This is a genomic window from Faecalibacterium sp. Marseille-Q0746, assembly GCF_017377595.1.
Classification (GTDB): domain Bacteria; phylum Bacillota; class Clostridia; order Oscillospirales; family Ruminococcaceae; genus Faecalibacterium; species Faecalibacterium duncaniae.
In genome coordinates this window covers 25,252-41,507 of the sequence record NZ_JAFREI010000017.1, presented here as the reverse complement: position 1 = coordinate 41,507, position 16,256 = coordinate 25,252, and the positions used below count along the sequence as shown (strand labels likewise).

The following is a 16,256-nucleotide window of genomic DNA, read 5'->3' as shown; positions in this document are numbered from 1 at the left end:
CGTCATGTTGTTTGGCAGACGTAAACCCGGCTACACCACCACTGTGGACAGCAGCGTGGACCCGGAGCAGGCCGTTCTGGACCTGCAGAAGGCAGAGCTGGCCGCTAAGAAAAAGCCCAAGGCAGAGGTGTTCGACATCGATGCCGCCAGCGAGACGGCCCGCCGCCTGAAGGAAACGGGCAGCAGCTTTGACGGCAGCGCCGCCAAGACCGGCGAGGATGTGATCGCTGCCGTGGAGCGGGAGACCGCAGAGCTTGCAGCAATGCAGGCTGCCGGGGCCGCACCCGAAGCCGCCGAAACTGTGCAGGACGAGGCCGCAAAGCCTCAGCTGCTGGATTTTCTGGCCGGTGAGCCGGAGGCTGAAAACGATCCCTTTGCGGATCAGCCCACCAAGACCGCGCCGGAGCTGCCGGAGCTGACCCCCGCGCAGGAGCTGGCCGGTTACATCCGTTCCCGCAGCGCCGCCGCGCTTGTCACGCCTCACGCATTGTTGGTCAGTGAGGTGGAGAACGCCGATGAGCTGTTGGCTCAGATGCCGCAGGACCCCCAGTGTGAGGATATCGTTGTCCGTGCAGGCGCAAAGGATACCTACTATTACTCCAACGCCAACATGAGCGACAACTACGCCATGATCGCCCAGCTCATTGAGGACAAAGACCTCTGTATCATGTTTGCTGAGATGGTGCGCTTCAACGCACGGGTCTACCCCAGTGCCACCCCGCTGAAGTACTTCCAGCGCTCCCCCTACGGCCTTGCGCCGGAGGAGATCGAACAGACCTGGAAGACCATGCAGGGCAGGCCGGAGTTTGCCGACATCGAGGAGCTGACCAACAATCAGAACGAGCGGTTCCTCTTCTCCACCCAGTACCTCACCCGCCGCTATGCAAAAGCCATCAGCGACGTGGATGATTTCTGCGACTAAAAGATCATACACAATTGAATAGGGTACAAGAGCTTCTTTGAGCAAGGCTGTCTAAACCCCGCAGGGGGCAGGACACCGCGCCGCAATGCTAAGGGCCAACGCCGGCATTCAAGGGTGGCAGGGGAAACCCGGCCGCCTTCCCGCAGAAGAAACGCTGCAATTTGAAAAAAAGAACTCCTCCCATCCACCGTTCCGGAGCGTTGCCTCCTTCCCGTTGCTGCAACAGCGGAAAAGGAAGCGGCTCCCTCGGCGTGGCGGCCTGCAGGCTGCCGCTCCGGGCCATGTTCGGTTTTTTGCGGGGGCGTTTTGATTTTCGGTCAGAACGTCTCCGCTTTTTTTCACCTGCCGATCGAAAAGAGATCTCCCCGGGAGTTTGTCCGGGCCATAGCGGGCAAACTGTGCCCCGGGGAGCGATGGAGGATTTTTGCAATGAAACAGCCTTTTTGCACGCCAGCCCAGGCTCTGCGCCGGGTGCTGGATGCTGCTGCGGCTCTCCCGGTGCCTGCCACGGAGCGGGTTCCGCTGGATGATGCCTGTGGGCGGATCGCAGCCCGGGACCTGTGTGCCCGGATGGATCAGCCCCCTTTTGACCGGAGCCCTCTGGATGGTTATGCCCTCCACAGTGCCGACACGGCCGGGGCGGGGGAGGAAACCCCTGTCACCCTGCCGGTAGTGATGAAGCTTTACGCCGGGGATGCCCCCGCCGCTGCCCTGCCTGCCGGGTGTGCCGCCCGCATTATGACCGGCGCACCCCTGCCCCCGGGCGCGGACTGCGTTCTGATGCAGGAGCTGACCGACGGCGGGGAGGAGCAGGTGCACATTTACGCCCAGCTCCAGCCCAACGCCAATGTGGTGTTCCGGGGTGAGGACATCGCCGCTGGTGCCCCCATTGCCGCCGCCGGAACTGTGCTGACCCCGGCGCACATCGGTGTGCTGGCCGGTCAGGGCATCCCGGATGCCGAGGTCTTTCGCCCCCTGACCGTGGGCGTGCTTGCTACCGGCAGTGAGCTGCTGGAAGCGGGTGAGGCCTGGGCTCCCGGCAAGATCTACGATGCCAACGGGATCCAGAATGCCGCCCGCCTGCGGCAGCTGGGCTTTGCCGTGGAGCGCACCCACTGCTCGGATGACCCGGAGGAGATCGCCGTCCGGATGCAGGATCTGCTCACCCGGTGTGATGCGGTGATCACCAGCGGCGGTGTTTCGGTGGGGCAGAAGGATTACCTGCCCACTGTGCTGGAAATGCTGCACGCGGAGCCTGTTTTTGCCGGGGTAGCCCAGAAGCCCGGCAGCCCCATGATTGCTGCACAGGTGGGAGAAAAGCTGGTGTTCTGCCTGTCCGGCAATCCCTTTGCCGCTGCTGCCACGCTGGAGCAGTATGCCGTTCCGGCCCTGCTGCGGGCCGCAGGGCGGCGGGAAGAGGACTGCATCCCGGTGCATACCCGGGGCAGGCTGACCACCGGCTTTTCCAAACCCAGCAAGGGAACCCGCTTTCTGCGGGCCAGAGCGCTGGGCGGCCTGGTGGAGATCCCCGGCGAGGGCAACGCGGAGGCGCATTCCTCGGGCAGTCTGTCGGCCATGATGGGCTGCAACTGCCTGGTGGAGCTGCCTGCGGGCAGCGGCCCGGTGGCTCCGGGCGAAGAAGTGGAGGTACTGAACTTTGTACAGTGAAAAGAAACAGGCGCTTGCTGCCGAGCTGAGCCTGAAGCGCCCGTCTGTGCTGGCCGTGAGCGGTGCGCACAACAGCGGCAAAACGACTTTGTTGGAAAAACTCATCCCCCTGCTGCGGGCACGGGGCCTGAAGGTGGGTGTCATCAAGCATGACGGCCACGATTTCACCCCCGACGTGCCGGGCACCGACAGCTTCCGCCTGCGGGAGGCCGGGGCCGAGGGCGTGGCGGTCTTTTCAGGCAGCCGCTACCTGCTGACGGAGGAATTCCGCCTGAATGAGCAGGATCTGCTGGCCCTGTTTGAGCGCCACGGCTATGATCTGGTGCTGATGGAGGGCTTCAAGGAGAGCGGCTGGCCCAAGATCGAGGTGGTGCGCAGGGCTGTCTCGGAGGAGCCGGTCTCCTTTGAGCCGCTGGCCATCGTGGGGGATGTTCCGGGGGCAGACTTTGCACTGGACGAGCCCGCAGCGCTGGCCGACTGGATCGCTGCACAGATGCCTGCATTGTAACAGGGGGAGGAAGAAACCATGAAACTGATCCGTACCGAAGACGCGGCAGGGCAGGTGCTCTGCCACGATATCACCCAGATCATCCCGGGTGAGTTCAAGGGGGCTCGCTTCAAAAAGGGCCACATCATTCAGCCCGAGGATATTCCGGTGCTGCTGAGCATCGGCAAGGAAAACCTCTATGTCTGGGAGAAAAAGCCCGGCATCCTCCACGAGGACGAGGCTGCCGCCCTGCTCTACAAGGCCGCTGCCGGTCAGAACATCCACGGCACCGAGCCCCGGGAGGGCAAGATCGAACTGATCGCTGACTGCGACGGTCTGCTCAAGATCGACCGCAGAGCCCTGCTGGCAGTGAACAGCACTCCCCAGATGATGATCGCCACGATCCACGGCGACCTGCCTGTGAAAAAGGGAGCCAAGCTGGCTGGTACCCGCATCATCCCGCTGGTCATTGAGCAGGAGAAGATGGAGGCCATGCAGGCTGCTGCCGGGCCGAAGCCCATCCTGAACGTGCTGCCCTTCCACCAGAAGAAGTTTGCCGTTATCACCACCGGCAGCGAGGTGTTCAAGGGCCGCATTGAGGACAAGTTTACCCCCATCCTCGAGCAGAAGCTGGCGGTGTATGGCTGTGAGATGACCTTCCACAAGGTCTGTGATGATGACCCGGCGGGCATCACGGACGCCATTCTGGAAGCAAAGGCCGCAGGCTGTGAGCTGATCTTTACCACCGGCGGCATGAGCGTGGATCCGGACGACCGCACCCCGCTGGCCATCAGGAACACTGGGGCCGAGATCGTTACCTACGGCGCGCCCGTGCTGCCCGGTGCCATGTTCCTGGTCAGCTATCTGGACGGTGTGCCGGTCTGCGGTCTGCCCGGCTGTGTGATGTACGCCAAGCGCACCATTTTTGACCTGTTGCTGCCCCGCCTGCTGGCCGATGACCCCATCACCGCCGAGGATATCGCCCGTCTGGGCGAGGGCGGCCTCTGCCTGGGCTGCGCCGAGTGCCACTGGCCCAACTGCGGTTTCGGACACTGCTGAAACCCTCTCAGTCAAAGCCTTTCGGCTTTGCCAGCTCCCCCGAAGGGGGAGCTTAACTAAGGTGAAAAAATATGAGTGAAAATAATCTGACACATTTTGATGCCGCCGGAAACGCCGTGATGGTGGACGTGAGCGAAAAGCCCGTCACGGCCCGGGAGGCCACGGCCCACGGTATCATTACCATGAATGCGGAAGCCTTTGCCGCCGTGGAGGGCGGTACCGTGAAAAAAGGCGATGTGCTGGGCGTGGCCCGGGTGGCCGGCATCATGGCCACCAAGCGCACCAGCGAGCTGATCCCCCTGTGCCACCCGCTGCCGCTGACCAAGGTGCAGATCGAGTTTGACCTGCTGCCCGAGCGCCGGGCTGTGGAAGCACGCTGTACGGTCAAGACCAGCGGCGTGACCGGCGTGGAGATGGAAGCCTTGACCGGCGTTTCCACCGCCCTGCTCACCATCTATGACATGTGCAAGGCCGTGGATAAGGGCATGGAGCTGGGCGAGATTCATCTGGTGGAAAAGACCGGCGGCAAGAGCGGACATTACATCCGGGCGGAGGGCGGCTATGTTTGATTCCAAGGGCCGCAATATCCATTATCTCCGCCTTTCCGTGACCGACCTGTGCAACCTGCGCTGCCGCTACTGTATGCCGGATGGCGTGGACAAGCTGGAACGGGAGGATATCCTGACCTACGAGGAATTCCTGCGCCTTGCCGCCCTGTTTGCCCGGTGCGGGGTGGATACCGTGCGGGTCACCGGCGGCGAACCGCTGGTGCGCAAGGGTGTGGAGCAGCTGGTCAAAGGGCTGAAAGCCATCCCCGGCATCCGGAAGGTCACCATGACCACCAATGCCGTCCTGTTGGAACAGCAGCTGCCCGCCCTGCTGGAGGCCGGGCTGGACAGCGTGAACATCAGTCTGGATACGCTGGACCCCGCTCTGTTTGCAAAGATCACGGCCCGGGATGCATTTGCCGCCGTGCAGGCGGGCATCCATGCCGCGCTGGAAAGCGGCATTCCGGTCAAGCTGAACTGCGTGCCCCAGGTGGGCGTGAACGAGGGCGAGCTGGAAGCGCTGGCCGCTCTGGCACAGGACAAGCCCCTGCAGGTGCGGTTCATCGAGATGATGCCCATCGGCTACGGGGCGGCCATGCCCTGTATCTCCGGCCCGGAGCTGCTGGCCCGCTTCCGCAGGCGCTGGCCGGCGCTGACTCCGCTGCCCGGGGCGGCATGTGCCGCGCTGGGCGACGGCCCGGCGGTCTATTACACCGTGCCGGGCTGGAAAGGGGACATCGGCTTCATTGCCGCTGTCCACGGCAAGTTCTGCGCCTCCTGCAACCGGGTGCGGCTGACCAGTCAGGGCTTTCTGCGCCCCTGCCTTGCCAGTGAGGCCGGATGTGACCTGAAAGCCCTGCTGCGCGGCGGTGCGTCAGACGAGGAGCTGCTGGCCGCCATCCGTACCACCATCTGGAAAAAGCCCCAGGAACATCATTTTGAATTGAAACAGGACATCCCCGCGACCCGGGGCATGTACCGAATTGGAGGATAAATCTATGGGAAAACTTCTGGCGATCTGCACCAGCCCCCAGCGGGGCACGGTCAAGACCGAAGTGGAAAGCGCACGCCTGACCCCGGAATGGGGCATTGAGACCGATGCCCATGGCGGGAACTGGCACCGTCAGGTCAGTCTGCTGAGTGCTGAAAAGATCGAGAACTTCCGCAAGAAGATCTGGGTGGACTACGGTGCCTTTGGTGAGAATCTGGTGGTGGAGGGCTACGATTTCCGCAATCTGCCCGTGACCAGCCGCTTTGCCATCGGGGACGTGGTGCTGGAAATGACCCAGATCGGCAAAGAGTGCCACAACGACTGCGTCATCAAGCAGAAGACCGGCGAGTGCATTATGCCCCGGGAGGGCGTGTTTGCCCGGGTGCTGCAGGGCGGCGAGATCCACGTGGGGGACGAGGTGACCCTGCTGCCTCCGCCGGAAAACCCGCCCCTGCGCGCTGCCGTCATCACCCTTTCTGACAAGGGCAGCCGTGGTGAGCGGGAGGACAAGAGCGGCCCCCTGATCGTGGAGATGCTCACCGCTGCAGGCTATCAGGTGGAGGAGACCATGATCCTGCCCGATGAGGCAAAGGCCCTGAAAGCACAGCTCATCCGGCTGGCCGATGGCCGTCAGGTCAACCTGATCCTGACCACCGGCGGCACCGGCTTTGCCCCCCGGGATATCACCCCGGAAGCCACCTATGCCGTAGCGGACCGCAACGCCCCCGGCATTGCTGAGGCCATGCGTTACCACAGCCTGAGCATCACCCCGCGCGGGATGCTCAGCCGTGCCGCCAGCGTGCTGCGGGGCAAGACCCTCATCGTCAACCTGCCCGGCAGCCCCAAGGCCGTGAAAGAGAATCTGGAGTACATCCTGCCCAGCCTGGAGCATGGGGTACGCATTGCCGCCGGGCTGGACGGCGAGTGCGCCCGCAAATAAGTCTGTTTCACCGCCGCGGCGTTGCTTTTGGTGCCGGACGTGAAAATAAAAGTACAACAAAAGCATACCCACTGTAAGGAGCAAGACTATGAAAACTATGATCTCCCGCCGCAGCTTCCTGTGCGCTGCCGGCATCGCATCTGCATCTGCTGTTCTGACCGCCTGCGGCGGCTCCTCCGGCAGCACTGCATCTTCCACCGCATCCTCCGCTGCCGCCTCCTCTGAGGCTGCCTCCGGCGAGAGCGTGGAGCTGATCGTTTTTGCTGCCGCCTCCCTGACCGAGACCCTGAACGCCATTGCCGAGACCTACTCTGCAGAGAACCCCGGCGTGACCTTCAGCTTCAACTTTGACTCCTCCGGAACCCTCAAGACCCAGATCCAGGAGGGTGCGGACTGCGACCTGTTCATCTCCGCCGGTCAGAAGCAGATGAACCAGCTGGACAGCACCGCTTCCGCTGAGGTGAACACCGAGGGCCTGGACTTTGTGGATGCCGAAAGCCGTGTGGATCTGCTGGAGAACAAGGTCGTGCTCTGTGTACCCGAGGGCAGCGACAAGGGGATTGACAGCTTCGACAGCCTGGCTGAGCACCTGAAGGCAGAGGATATCCTGTTCTGCATGGGCAACAGTGATGTGCCTGTGGGTCAGTACACCCAGAAGATCCTGGCCTACTATGATCTGGATGAGGCAGCTCTGGCTGCTGCCGGTGTCATCACCTACGGTTCCAACGTCAAGGAAGTCACCACCCAGGTCAGCGAGGCCAGCGTGGATGCCGGTGTCGTTTACTGCACCGATGCGTACAGCGCCGGTCTGACCTCCGTGGACGAGGCTACCAAGGAAATGTGCGGTCAGGTCATCTACCCCGCCGCTGTGATGAAGAACGCCCTCCATGCCGAGGCTGCCAAGGAGTTCCTGGCTTACCTGCGCACCGACAAGGCTGCGACCGTGTTCGAGAGCGTCGGCTTCACCGCACTGTAAGCATCCGCTGGGGGGATGGTATGGACTGGTATCCCTTATGGAACAGCCTGCGCATTGCGTTGATCAGCTGCGCAGCAGTGTTCTTTTTAGGCATCTTTGCGGCCTACTACATTGCAAAGCTCCCGCGCGTACTCAAGGGCGTGCTGGATGTGGTGCTCACCCTGCCCATGGTGCTGCCGCCCACAGTCGTGGGATATTTCCTGCTGCTGCTGTTCGGCGCAAAAAGGCCGCTGGGCATCTTTTTTATGGAACATTTCGGCGTGAAGCTGGTGATGAACTGGTACAGCGCCATCTTTGCTTCCATCGTGGTGGCCTTTCCGCTGATGTACCGCACGGCCCGTGGTGCCTTTGAGAGTTTTGACGAAACGCTGGCCTGGTCGGCACAGACGCTGGGACTTTCCAACACCTGGATCTTCTGGCGGGTGCGGATGCCCTGCTGCCGTCAGGGCATTCTGGCCGGCACGGTGCTGGCCTTTGCCCGTGCGCTGGGCGAATATGGTGCCACCAGCATGATCGCAGGCTACACGCCGGGCAAGACGGCCACCATTGCAACCACGGTCTACCAGCTCTGGCGCACCAACGATGAAGCCGGGGCCATGCAGTGGGTGCTGGTGGATATCGCTATCTCGGCGGTGGTGCTGCTGGCAGTCAACCTGCTGGAACGCAGGCAGAAGCAGGGAGGAAAGCGCGCATGAGCCTGGAAGTAAATGTGACCAAGCGGTTTGATGGCTTTACCCTCCACGCTGCGTTCACGGCAGGGGACACTGCCACCGCCCTTCTGGGCGCGTCCGGCTGCGGCAAAAGCATGACCCTGCGCTGCATTGCAGGCATCGTCCGGCCGGACGAGGGGCGCATCGTGCTGGATGGCCGGGTGCTGTTCGACAGCGCTCAGGGCATCGACCTGCCGCCCCAGCAGCGCAATGTGGGTCTGCTGTTCCAGAACTACGCCCTGTTCCCCAACATGACCGTGGAACAGAATATCCTCTGTGCCCTGAAAAAGGAAAAGGACCCTGCCGCCCGCAGGGCCGCCTGTGCCGAGGCATTGCGGGCCATGCGGCTGGAGGAACTGGCCAAGCGCCTGCCCGGCGCGCTTTCGGGCGGGCAGCAGCAGCGTGCCGCCCTGGCCCGCATCCTGGCGGCCAAACCCCGCATCCTGATGCTGGACGAGCCGTTCAGTGCGCTGGACAGCTACCTGCGCGAGGAGGTAGAGGGGGAGGTAGGCAGCCTGCTGGCCGGGTTTGCGGGCACGGCCCTGCTGGTGACCCACAACCGGGACGAGGCCTACCGCCTGTGCAGGGAGATGATCGTGATGGACAGCGGCGAGGTGCTCCGGGCGGGCACGACCAAGGAGGTCTTTGCCGACCCCCGCACCCGTGCCGCCGCCCGCCTGACCGGCTGCAAGAACATTCTGCCCTGCACCCGGGTGGGGGAGCATACCGTTCATCTGGCGGGCTGGGAACAGCCGCTGACCGTGGCTCTGCCGGTGCCCGAGGGCTGCCGTGCCGTGGGCATCCGCGCCCATGATTTTGCGCCCTGCGCTCCCGGCACCCCCAACAGCCTGCCGGTGCAGGCTGTCACCACCAGTGAGAACCCCTTTGACTGGAACATGATCTTCACCCTGCCCGGCGGTGAGACCCGCCTGTGGTGGAAGGTGTCCAAGGAGACATTGGCGGCCCCGCCGCCAAAAGCACCCGCCTGCCTTGCTGCCGCCCCGGAAAATATCATGCCGCTGGTCTGAGAAAAAAATCGTTTTCTCCCTGCTCCCGAAACAGAAATACGGAGCAGGGAGAAATTTTTTGAAAAAAGTACTTGACTTTATCAAGTAATGTGATTATACTAGACCTTGTCAAGTAAAGGAGATGCAAAGAGTGATCCAATCGACCATATCCTTCTACGCGATGGAGTTTTACAAGCGGTTCGCAGCCTACACCACCCAGCAGCTGCAGGAGTTTGGCCTGAGCTTTGGCATGATGTATTTTGTGATCTACGTGGGCAAACATCCCGGCTGCACCCCGGCTGAGATGACCAAAAACCTGCACCTGGACTGGGGCCACTGCCAGCGCAGCGTGATCAAGCTGGTGGAAGATGGCTTTATGACCCGGGAAAAGCAGGGCCGCAGTTATCATTTGGGGCTGACCCCGGCGGGTGAGAGAGCATTCCGGACCTGCCACCAGGTATTTTTCGATTGGGATGCACAAAATTTGAGCGGGCTGACCGAAGAGGAACAGCACCAGCTCCTGAGCCTGCTGCAAAAGGCAGCACGGACGAGGAAAGAGAGTGTGTAACATGTACGACACCATCCTGAGCCCCATTGATTACGGTGGATTGCAGCTGAAGAACCGCATCATCTTTGCCCCCACCACCTTCGGCCTTTCGGACGAGGAATATCTGGCAGAGATGGAGCGGCTGGCCAAGGGCGGCTGCGCCATGATCATCATCGGCGACGTGCCGGTGGCCAAGAGCCGGTTCGAGAAGTCTCTGTTTGACAAAAAGGGCTTTGCCTTCTATCAGCAGATCTGCGAGACTGCCCACAAATACGGCTGTAAGGTCTGCGCCCAGCTCCACCAGACCGATACCGACATGATGTCCATCATCAAGTGCATCCCGGGGATGCTGATGAAAAAGATCACCCCCGACCAGCTGCGGGAGCGGATGAACGATGCCGTGGGCCCCTACATCACCAAGATGTCCCAGAAAAAGATCCATCAGATCATCGCGGGCTTTGGCAAGGCTGCTGTGCTGGCAAAGCAGGCGGGCTTTGACATGGTGCAGGTGCACGGCGACCGGATGTGCGGCAGCTTCTCTTCCGCCATCTTCAACCACCGCACCGATGAATACGGCGGCAGTGCCGAGCGCCGCGCCCGCTTTGCCGTGGAAGCTGTCAAGGCAGTGCACGCCGCTGTGCCCGGCATGGCCATTGACTACAAGCTGGCTGTCCGGCAGGAGAACCCCCATTACGGCAACGCCGGTGTGGTGGAGGAGGAACTGGCCGTGTTCGTGCCCCTGCTGGTGCAGGCAGGCGTGACCAGCTTCCATGTGACACTGGCCAACCACTCTGCGCTGGAAAACACCATCCCGCCGGCCAGCCACCCCGAGTTCAAGGAGACCGGCTGCTTCCTCAAGTTCTGCGATGAGGTGCGCCGGTATACCAGCGTGCCGCTCTGCGGTGTGGGCGGCCTGAACGACCCCGATTTCGTGGAGCAGCAGCTTGCCAGCGGCCGCATCCAGTGCGCGGCAATGTGCCGCCAGCTGCTGGCCGACCCCAACTGGGTCAACAAACTGCAGAGCGGCAATGCGGCAAAGATCCACCGCTGTGTCCGCTGCAACAAGAAGTGCCTGGGCGGCCTGATCGCCCATCAGGGCACCCGCTGTATCTATGATGCCCTGAACGCAAAAGAACAGGGAAGCATCTGATATCAAACATAATAAAGGAGAATGACCATGAGCTACGCCATCGTTTTCAGCAGCAAGACCGGCAACACCCGCCTGCTGGCCGACACCCTTCGCGCAAGCTTGCCCCAGAATGAGTGCACCTACTTCGGAGCACCGGCCCCGGAGGCACTGGAGGCTGAGACCCTTTACATCGGCTTCTGGACGGACAAGGGCCATGCCGATGACACCCTCACCGCCTTTTTGCAGACCTTGAAGGGGAAGCGGGTCTTTTTGTTCGGTACCGCAGGCTTTGGCGGCAGTGCGGAATATTTCGAGCAGATCCTGGCAGCGGTGCAGAAATCGCTGGATGAGAGCAACACGGTCATTGGAACTTATATGTGCCAGGGCAAGATGCCCATGACCGTGCGCCAGCAGTACGAAAAGATGCTGCAGCAGCCCAACCATGCACCCAACCTCGAGATGCTGATCGAGAATTTTGACAAGGCGCTGGCTCACCCGGATGCCGCAGACCTCGACCAGCTGCGCAAAAAGGCGGCAGAGGTGCAGGCATAACGGAAGAACTCTTCAAAAAGCAGATTTTTTGAGAAAGCTGCTCCAAAACAGTTGACAGGTTCTGTCCGATGTGGTAGGATAGCGTCGAGGAAATGGAAACAGCTCCTCAAGGTGAACTGAATATTCTCGGCAAAACAGTCGAAAGGCTGTGACGCAAAGCTACAGGGCCTGTAAAATGGCAGCCAGCTGCTTCTCAAAGAAATCTTTCTTTGGGTGACCTGCTTAGAATTTCTAGGTGTTGTTTTGCTGAGTGTATTGCAGAACAACACCTTTTTTCGTTCTCAAATTTCTTCCCAAAAGAAGAAAGGCACGCAAAACTGAATATCCTCGACAAAGCAGTCGAAAGGCTGTGACGCAAAGCTATAGGGCCTGTAAAATGGTAGCCAGTTGCTTCTCATCACCTGAGGGTCTCCACAGCGGAGATTGGGTGTTGAGTGACCTTCATCTGAAGCATCAGGTGTCGATTGCCGAGTATACCAGCAATCGACACCTTTTTTCATGGGGCAACACAAAAGAGGTTCAACACCATGCGTAACGCTTCGATGAAAGTCCTGAAGAATCTGGTCTGCTGCGCCGCATTCATCTGCCTGATGTTTGTTCTGGCAATGCCCGCACACGCAGCTTCCAAGGCCGATGAGCTGCTGCAGCTCGTCAACGCAGAGCGTGCACAGGCTGGTGTGGCTCCTCTGAGCATGGGCAGCAGCGCACTGAATGCCGCTGCACAGGCCCGTGCAAAAGAACTTACCGTCAATTACTCCTACAACCGCCCCAATGGCAGCCGCGAGTTCACCATCCTGCCGGAGTACGGTGTGGACGATGTTTCTGTGGGCGAGAACTACTGGGCAGCTGCTGAGAATGCTTCGGACGTGGTCGCCGCCTGGAATCGCTACGATTTCTTCAAGGAGCGGATGCTGGACAAGGATGCCACCTCCGTTGGCATTGGCTACTACGAGGGCGGCGAGTACGGCAATTACTGGGTGATGATCTTTACCTACGCCCGCGGCACCAGTGAGAACGGTTTCGCACAGGAAGTGCTGGCGCTGGTCAACGCTGAGCGTGCAAAGGAAAATCTGGCACCTCTGGCCATGGGCGATGCCAAGCTGCAGGCCGCCGCCGATGAGCGCGCAAAGGAAGTGGCAAAGGTCGCTTCCCACACCCGCCCCGATGGCACCAACTGCTTCACCGTGCTGAAAGAGTACGGCGTGTCTGATACCGCCACCGGCGAGAATGCCGCCTGGGGTGAGACCACGCCTGAAAAGGTCGTTGCAGACTGGATGGCTTCGGAAGGCCACCGTGTCAATATCATGGACCCCGCCGCCAAGTATATGTGCCTTGGCTACAACTACGATGCCAATTCTCAGTGGGGCCACAACTGGATCCAGATCTTCGCAAAGTAAGCGGATGACTTCCATTGAGCGTTGTACGATAAAATAAAACAGAGCAAAAAGAGATGCACCCCGCTCCCTGAACCGGTTTCAGGAAGGCGGGGTGCATCTCTTTTGCTTTTTATTCTGCTGCCATCTCAGCCACATCCTCGGGGCTGAAATCGCCCAAGGGCAGGATGAGCCGGCCCAGCGTTTCCTGCGGCAGGGCGGCAAGCCGGACACTCTCGTCCGCAATTTCGGCAGGGCAGAGGACGTGCACGCCGTCCGCACCAGTCTCTACCCGGGCGCGGTGGCCGGTGGCAATGTACTGGATGCCCAGCCGGTCAGCCGCCGCCAGCAGGGCGGGGAAGCGCAGGTCGGCCGGGGCAGCGGTCTCCTCGGCCAGCTGGCTGGCCAGTTCGCTGGCATTCAGGGTGATGCACTCGATGCCCAGAGCCTTGGCGGCTTCCCTGGCGGCATCCACAACGGGGTCATCGGTGCACAGACGCACCACAGCGCCCATCACCGCAAAGCCCTGCTGCTGTAAAATGCGGACAGCTGCTTTGCAGCCCGTGCCGCCGCACAGGCCCACCAGCACCTTGTCCTGCTGTTCATAGGTATCGAACCCGCTGCCGGGCAGAAATGTATCGCTCATCGTCCCTGTCTCCCTCCGTGTGCCTGACTTTGTGCCACGGCCAGCTGGTCGCAGCGCTCGTTTTCCGGGTGGCCTGCATGGCCCTTGACCCAGACATAGGTGATCTTGTGCCGGGCTTCCTGCTCCAATGCCTGTTCCCACAGGTCGGGGTTCAGGGCAGGGGAGCCGTCGGACTTTTTCCAGCCCCGGCGCTTCCAGCCCCTGGCCCAGCCCTTTTCCAGCCCGTTGATGACGTACTGGCTGTCAGAGCACAGCCGCACCTCACAGGGCTCCTTGAGCTGGCGCAGGGCCTCGATAAAGGCGGTCAGCTCCATCCGGTTGTTGGTGGTGGAAGCATCGCCGCCGCTGAGCTCTTTTTCGTAGACCTTGCCGTTGAAGCGGTAGCGCAGCACTGCGCCCCAGCCGCCCGGGCCGGGGTTGCCGCTGCACGCGCCATCGGTGTAAACTTCGACTTGTTTCATCTGTTTCTCCCGGAACTTGAATTTTTGGATACCTCTATTTAGAGCTATTTTTCCGGTTCTGTCAAGAGGAAAACGTATCATCCCCGGCTTTTCCGGCAAAGCTTTGAATTGACAAAGTGGACAAGAAATACTATACTGTTTGTAACAAAATGCGTATAGGGGCGCACCGGTGCGGTGTGTCCGGCCGGAACGGGGCAGTGCCGCGGTCGCATCGAACAGATGGACTGACAGGGCAGAAATTACTCCGTTTCGGCCATCCCAGTGCCGAAAACGGGCATGGAAGCGAAAAATTCTATACGATGGTTTCGATGGGAGCGGCGGTGCGTTTGCTGCTCCTTCACAACAGACAGGCCGCTCGCAAAGGGGTGTGCCTGCGTTTTGTAATTGATTTTGGAGGTACCGCATGGCACAGGTCAAAGAACAGAACCCGGCTCAGGCTCAGAACAATCCGAACAGAAACAGTGAATCCGGCGGGGAAAAGCGTACCCGCACCCGCCGCCCTTATTATAACCGGCGGCCCCGCCGTACTCAGCAGCCCAAGGAGGCTGCTGTGCCCATCCACATCTATCCGCTGGGCGGTCTGGGCGAAGTGGGCAAGAACATGACCGTGTACGAGTGCAACGGGGATATGATCATTGTGGACTGCGGCCTTGTATTCCCGGACAGTGAGATGTACGGCGTGGACATGGTCATCCCCGACTTTACCTTTGTGGTGCAGAATAAGGACAAGATCAAGGGCCTGCTCATCACCCACGGCCACGAGGACCACATCGGCAGCATTCCCTACCTGCTGCAGAAGTTTGATCTGCCCATCTACGGCACCCGGCTGACCTGCGGCCTCATCCGGAACAAGCTGGAGGAGTTTGGCCTGGCGGGCAAGACCAAGTTCGTGGAGATCACCCCCAAACAGAAGATCAAGCTGGGCTGCTTTACCGTGGAGCCCATCCATGTCAACCACTCCATCCCCGATTCCGTGGCCTTTGCCATTGACAGCCCTGCCGGAACGATCATCCAGACCGGCGACTTCAAGATCGATTACACCCCGCTGGCCTGCGGCGTGACCGACCTGACCACCCTTTCGGAGTATGGTCAGAAGGGTGTGCTGGCCCTGCTGAGCGATTCCACCAACGCCGAGCGCCCGGGCTTTACCGCCACGGAGCAGAAGGTGGCCGCCGGTGTCCGCAACCTGTTTGCCCGTGCCCGGAACAAGCGTATCATCATTGCGACCTTTGCGTCCAATATCTACCGCGTCCAGCAGATCATTGATCTGGCCGTGGAGGATGGCCGCAAGGTGGCGTTCAGCGGCCGCAGCATGGTCAATAACACTGCCATGGCGCAGGAGCTGGGCTATATGCACATCCCCGAGGGCACCCTTATCAGTGTGGATGAGCTGAACCAGTACCCGCCGGAACAGGTGGTGCTGATCACCACCGGCAGCCAGGGCGAGCCCCTGAGCGCCCTTTCCCGCATGGCCTCCTGCAGCCACCGCCAGGTGCGGGTGGGCCCCGGCGACTTCATCATCATCTCCGCCAACCCCATTCCCGGCAACGAGAAGAGCGTGACCAAGATCGTCAACGGTCTGCTCCTGCTGGGCGCGGAGGTCATCTACGAGAGCATGTATGATGTCCATGTTTCCGGCCACGCCTGCCAGGAGGAGCAGAAGCTGATGCTCACCCTGACCAGACCCAAGTATTTCCTGCCCGTGCACGGCGAGTACAAGCAGCTGAAAAAGCATGCCCTGACCGCCGCGTCTCTGGGCATTCCCACCAGCAACATCCTCATTGCCGAGAACGGCTCCAACGTCATCCTGAGCCGGGACGAGATCAAGCTGGGCGAGCCTGTCACCGCCGGTGCCGTGATGGTGGACGGCCTGGGCGTAGGTGATGTGGGCAATGTGGTCCTGCGTGACCGCAAGCATCTCTCTGAGGACGGTCTGGTCATTATTGTGGCCACCGTGGACAGCAAGACCGGCAAGGTGCTGGCGGGGCCTGACCTTGTGAGCCGCGGCTTTGTCTATGTGCGCGAGAACGAGAGCCTGATGGACGGGGCACAGAGCATTGTGGAAAACGCGCTGGATCGCTGCGTGGAAGAGCATGTGCGCGACTGGAACAGCGTCAAGACCCGGGTGCGTGAGGCGCTGAGCAGCTATATCTACCGCCGCACCAAGCGCAGCCCGATGATCCTCCCCATTCTGATGGAGGTATAAGCCGGAAGCCGCCCCGCCGGGGCAGGCAGACCAG

At 61.0% G+C, this 16,256-nt stretch carries 17 protein-coding genes and 2 riboswitches; of the genes, 15 read left to right on the top strand and 2 right to left on the bottom strand.

The window, feature by feature from the left end; all coding sequences use genetic code 11:
* Positions 1-4: 4 nt before the first annotated feature.
* The 14 genes from J3351_RS10295 to J3351_RS10230 all read left to right on the top strand — a co-directional run bounded on the left by J3351_RS10295 (position 5) and on the right by J3351_RS10230 (position 12,933).
* Positions 5-922 carry a hypothetical protein gene (locus J3351_RS10295; protein ID WP_207697688.1) on the top strand — a complete coding sequence of 306 codons (918 nt, stop codon included), beginning with the start codon at positions 5-7 and terminating at the stop codon, positions 920-922.
* A 429-nt stretch (positions 923-1,351) separates the two neighbouring features.
* On the top strand, positions 1,352-2,590 hold the full coding sequence (gene glp, locus J3351_RS10290) for a gephyrin-like molybdotransferase Glp (RefSeq protein ID WP_207697687.1): 1,239 nt from the start codon (positions 1,352-1,354) through the stop codon (positions 2,588-2,590).
* Positions 2,580-3,098, top strand: a complete 519-nt coding sequence (mobB, locus tag J3351_RS10285) for a molybdopterin-guanine dinucleotide biosynthesis protein B (RefSeq protein WP_207697686.1) — start codon at positions 2,580-2,582, stop codon at positions 3,096-3,098. The genes glp and mobB overlap by 11 nt, the downstream gene beginning before the upstream one ends.
* An 18-nt stretch (positions 3,099-3,116) precedes the next feature.
* A complete protein-coding gene (locus J3351_RS10280; RefSeq protein ID WP_207697685.1) occupies positions 3,117-4,136 on the top strand; it encodes a molybdopterin-binding protein in 1,020 nt (339 codons plus the stop codon).
* Positions 4,137-4,207: 71 nt separating this feature from the next.
* Complete coding sequence (gene moaC, locus J3351_RS10275; RefSeq protein ID WP_207697684.1) at positions 4,208-4,705, top strand: cyclic pyranopterin monophosphate synthase MoaC; 498 nt, start codon at positions 4,208-4,210, stop codon at positions 4,703-4,705.
* A complete protein-coding gene (gene moaA, locus J3351_RS10270; RefSeq protein ID WP_207697683.1) occupies positions 4,698-5,678 on the top strand; it encodes a GTP 3',8-cyclase MoaA in 981 nt (326 codons plus the stop codon). The genes moaC and moaA overlap by 8 nt, the downstream gene beginning before the upstream one ends.
* 4 nt (positions 5,679-5,682) lie before the next feature.
* Entirely contained in the window at positions 5,683-6,615 is a 933-nt protein-coding gene (locus J3351_RS10265; protein ID WP_097773733.1) for an MOSC domain-containing protein, read from the top strand.
* An 88-nt stretch (positions 6,616-6,703) separates the two neighbouring features.
* On the top strand, positions 6,704-7,591 hold the full coding sequence (modA, locus tag J3351_RS10260) for a molybdate ABC transporter substrate-binding protein (RefSeq protein ID WP_154277331.1): 888 nt from the start codon (positions 6,704-6,706) through the stop codon (positions 7,589-7,591).
* Positions 7,592-7,611: 20 nt separating this feature from the next.
* Complete coding sequence (modB, locus tag J3351_RS10255) at positions 7,612-8,286, top strand: molybdate ABC transporter permease subunit (RefSeq protein WP_207697682.1); 675 nt, start codon at positions 7,612-7,614, stop codon at positions 8,284-8,286.
* Entirely contained in the window at positions 8,283-9,329 is a 1,047-nt protein-coding gene (locus J3351_RS10250) for a sulfate/molybdate ABC transporter ATP-binding protein (protein WP_207697681.1), read from the top strand. The genes modB and J3351_RS10250 overlap by 4 nt, the downstream gene beginning before the upstream one ends.
* A gap of 121 nt (positions 9,330-9,450) precedes the next feature.
* Complete coding sequence (gene bilQ, locus J3351_RS10245; RefSeq protein WP_207697680.1) at positions 9,451-9,876, top strand: bilirubin utilization transcriptional regulator BilQ; 426 nt, start codon at positions 9,451-9,453, stop codon at positions 9,874-9,876.
* Position 9,877: 1 nt separating this feature from the next.
* Complete coding sequence (bilR, locus tag J3351_RS10240) at positions 9,878-11,005, top strand: bilirubin reductase (protein ID WP_097773736.1); 1,128 nt, start codon at positions 9,878-9,880, stop codon at positions 11,003-11,005.
* 27 nt (positions 11,006-11,032) lie between these two features.
* Positions 11,033-11,536: a flavodoxin family protein BilS gene (bilS, locus tag J3351_RS10235; RefSeq protein ID WP_097770529.1), complete on the top strand. Its 504-nt coding sequence runs from the start codon at positions 11,033-11,035 to the stop codon at positions 11,534-11,536.
* Between the two features lie 118 nt (positions 11,537-11,654).
* A riboswitch (cyclic di-GMP riboswitch) is annotated at positions 11,655-11,730 on the top strand.
* A 125-nt stretch (positions 11,731-11,855) separates the two neighbouring features.
* Positions 11,856-11,931, top strand: a riboswitch (cyclic di-GMP riboswitch).
* A gap of 132 nt (positions 11,932-12,063) precedes the next feature.
* The gene (locus tag J3351_RS10230; protein ID WP_227623010.1) at positions 12,064-12,933 is read left to right on the top strand and encodes a CAP domain-containing protein; all 870 of its coding nucleotides are present in this window, start codon (positions 12,064-12,066) and stop codon (positions 12,931-12,933) included.
* 109 nt (positions 12,934-13,042) lie between these two features.
* Here the strand turns inward: J3351_RS10230 and J3351_RS10225 are convergent, their stop codons facing one another.
* Complete coding sequence (locus J3351_RS10225) at positions 13,043-13,555, bottom strand: hypothetical protein (protein ID WP_207697679.1); 513 nt, start codon at positions 13,553-13,555, stop codon at positions 13,043-13,045.
* The gene (gene rnhA, locus J3351_RS10220; protein ID WP_035393761.1) at positions 13,552-14,016 is read right to left on the bottom strand and encodes a ribonuclease HI; all 465 of its coding nucleotides are present in this window, start codon (positions 14,014-14,016) and stop codon (positions 13,552-13,554) included. The genes J3351_RS10225 and rnhA overlap by 4 nt, the downstream gene beginning before the upstream one ends.
* Positions 14,017-14,419: 403 nt before the next feature.
* Between rnhA and J3351_RS10215 the strand changes: the two genes are divergently transcribed.
* Positions 14,420-16,222 (top strand): ribonuclease J, encoded by a 1,803-nt coding sequence (locus J3351_RS10215; protein WP_098925128.1) that lies wholly within the window; start codon positions 14,420-14,422, stop codon positions 16,220-16,222.
* The last annotated feature ends 34 nt before the right edge of the window (positions 16,223-16,256 follow it).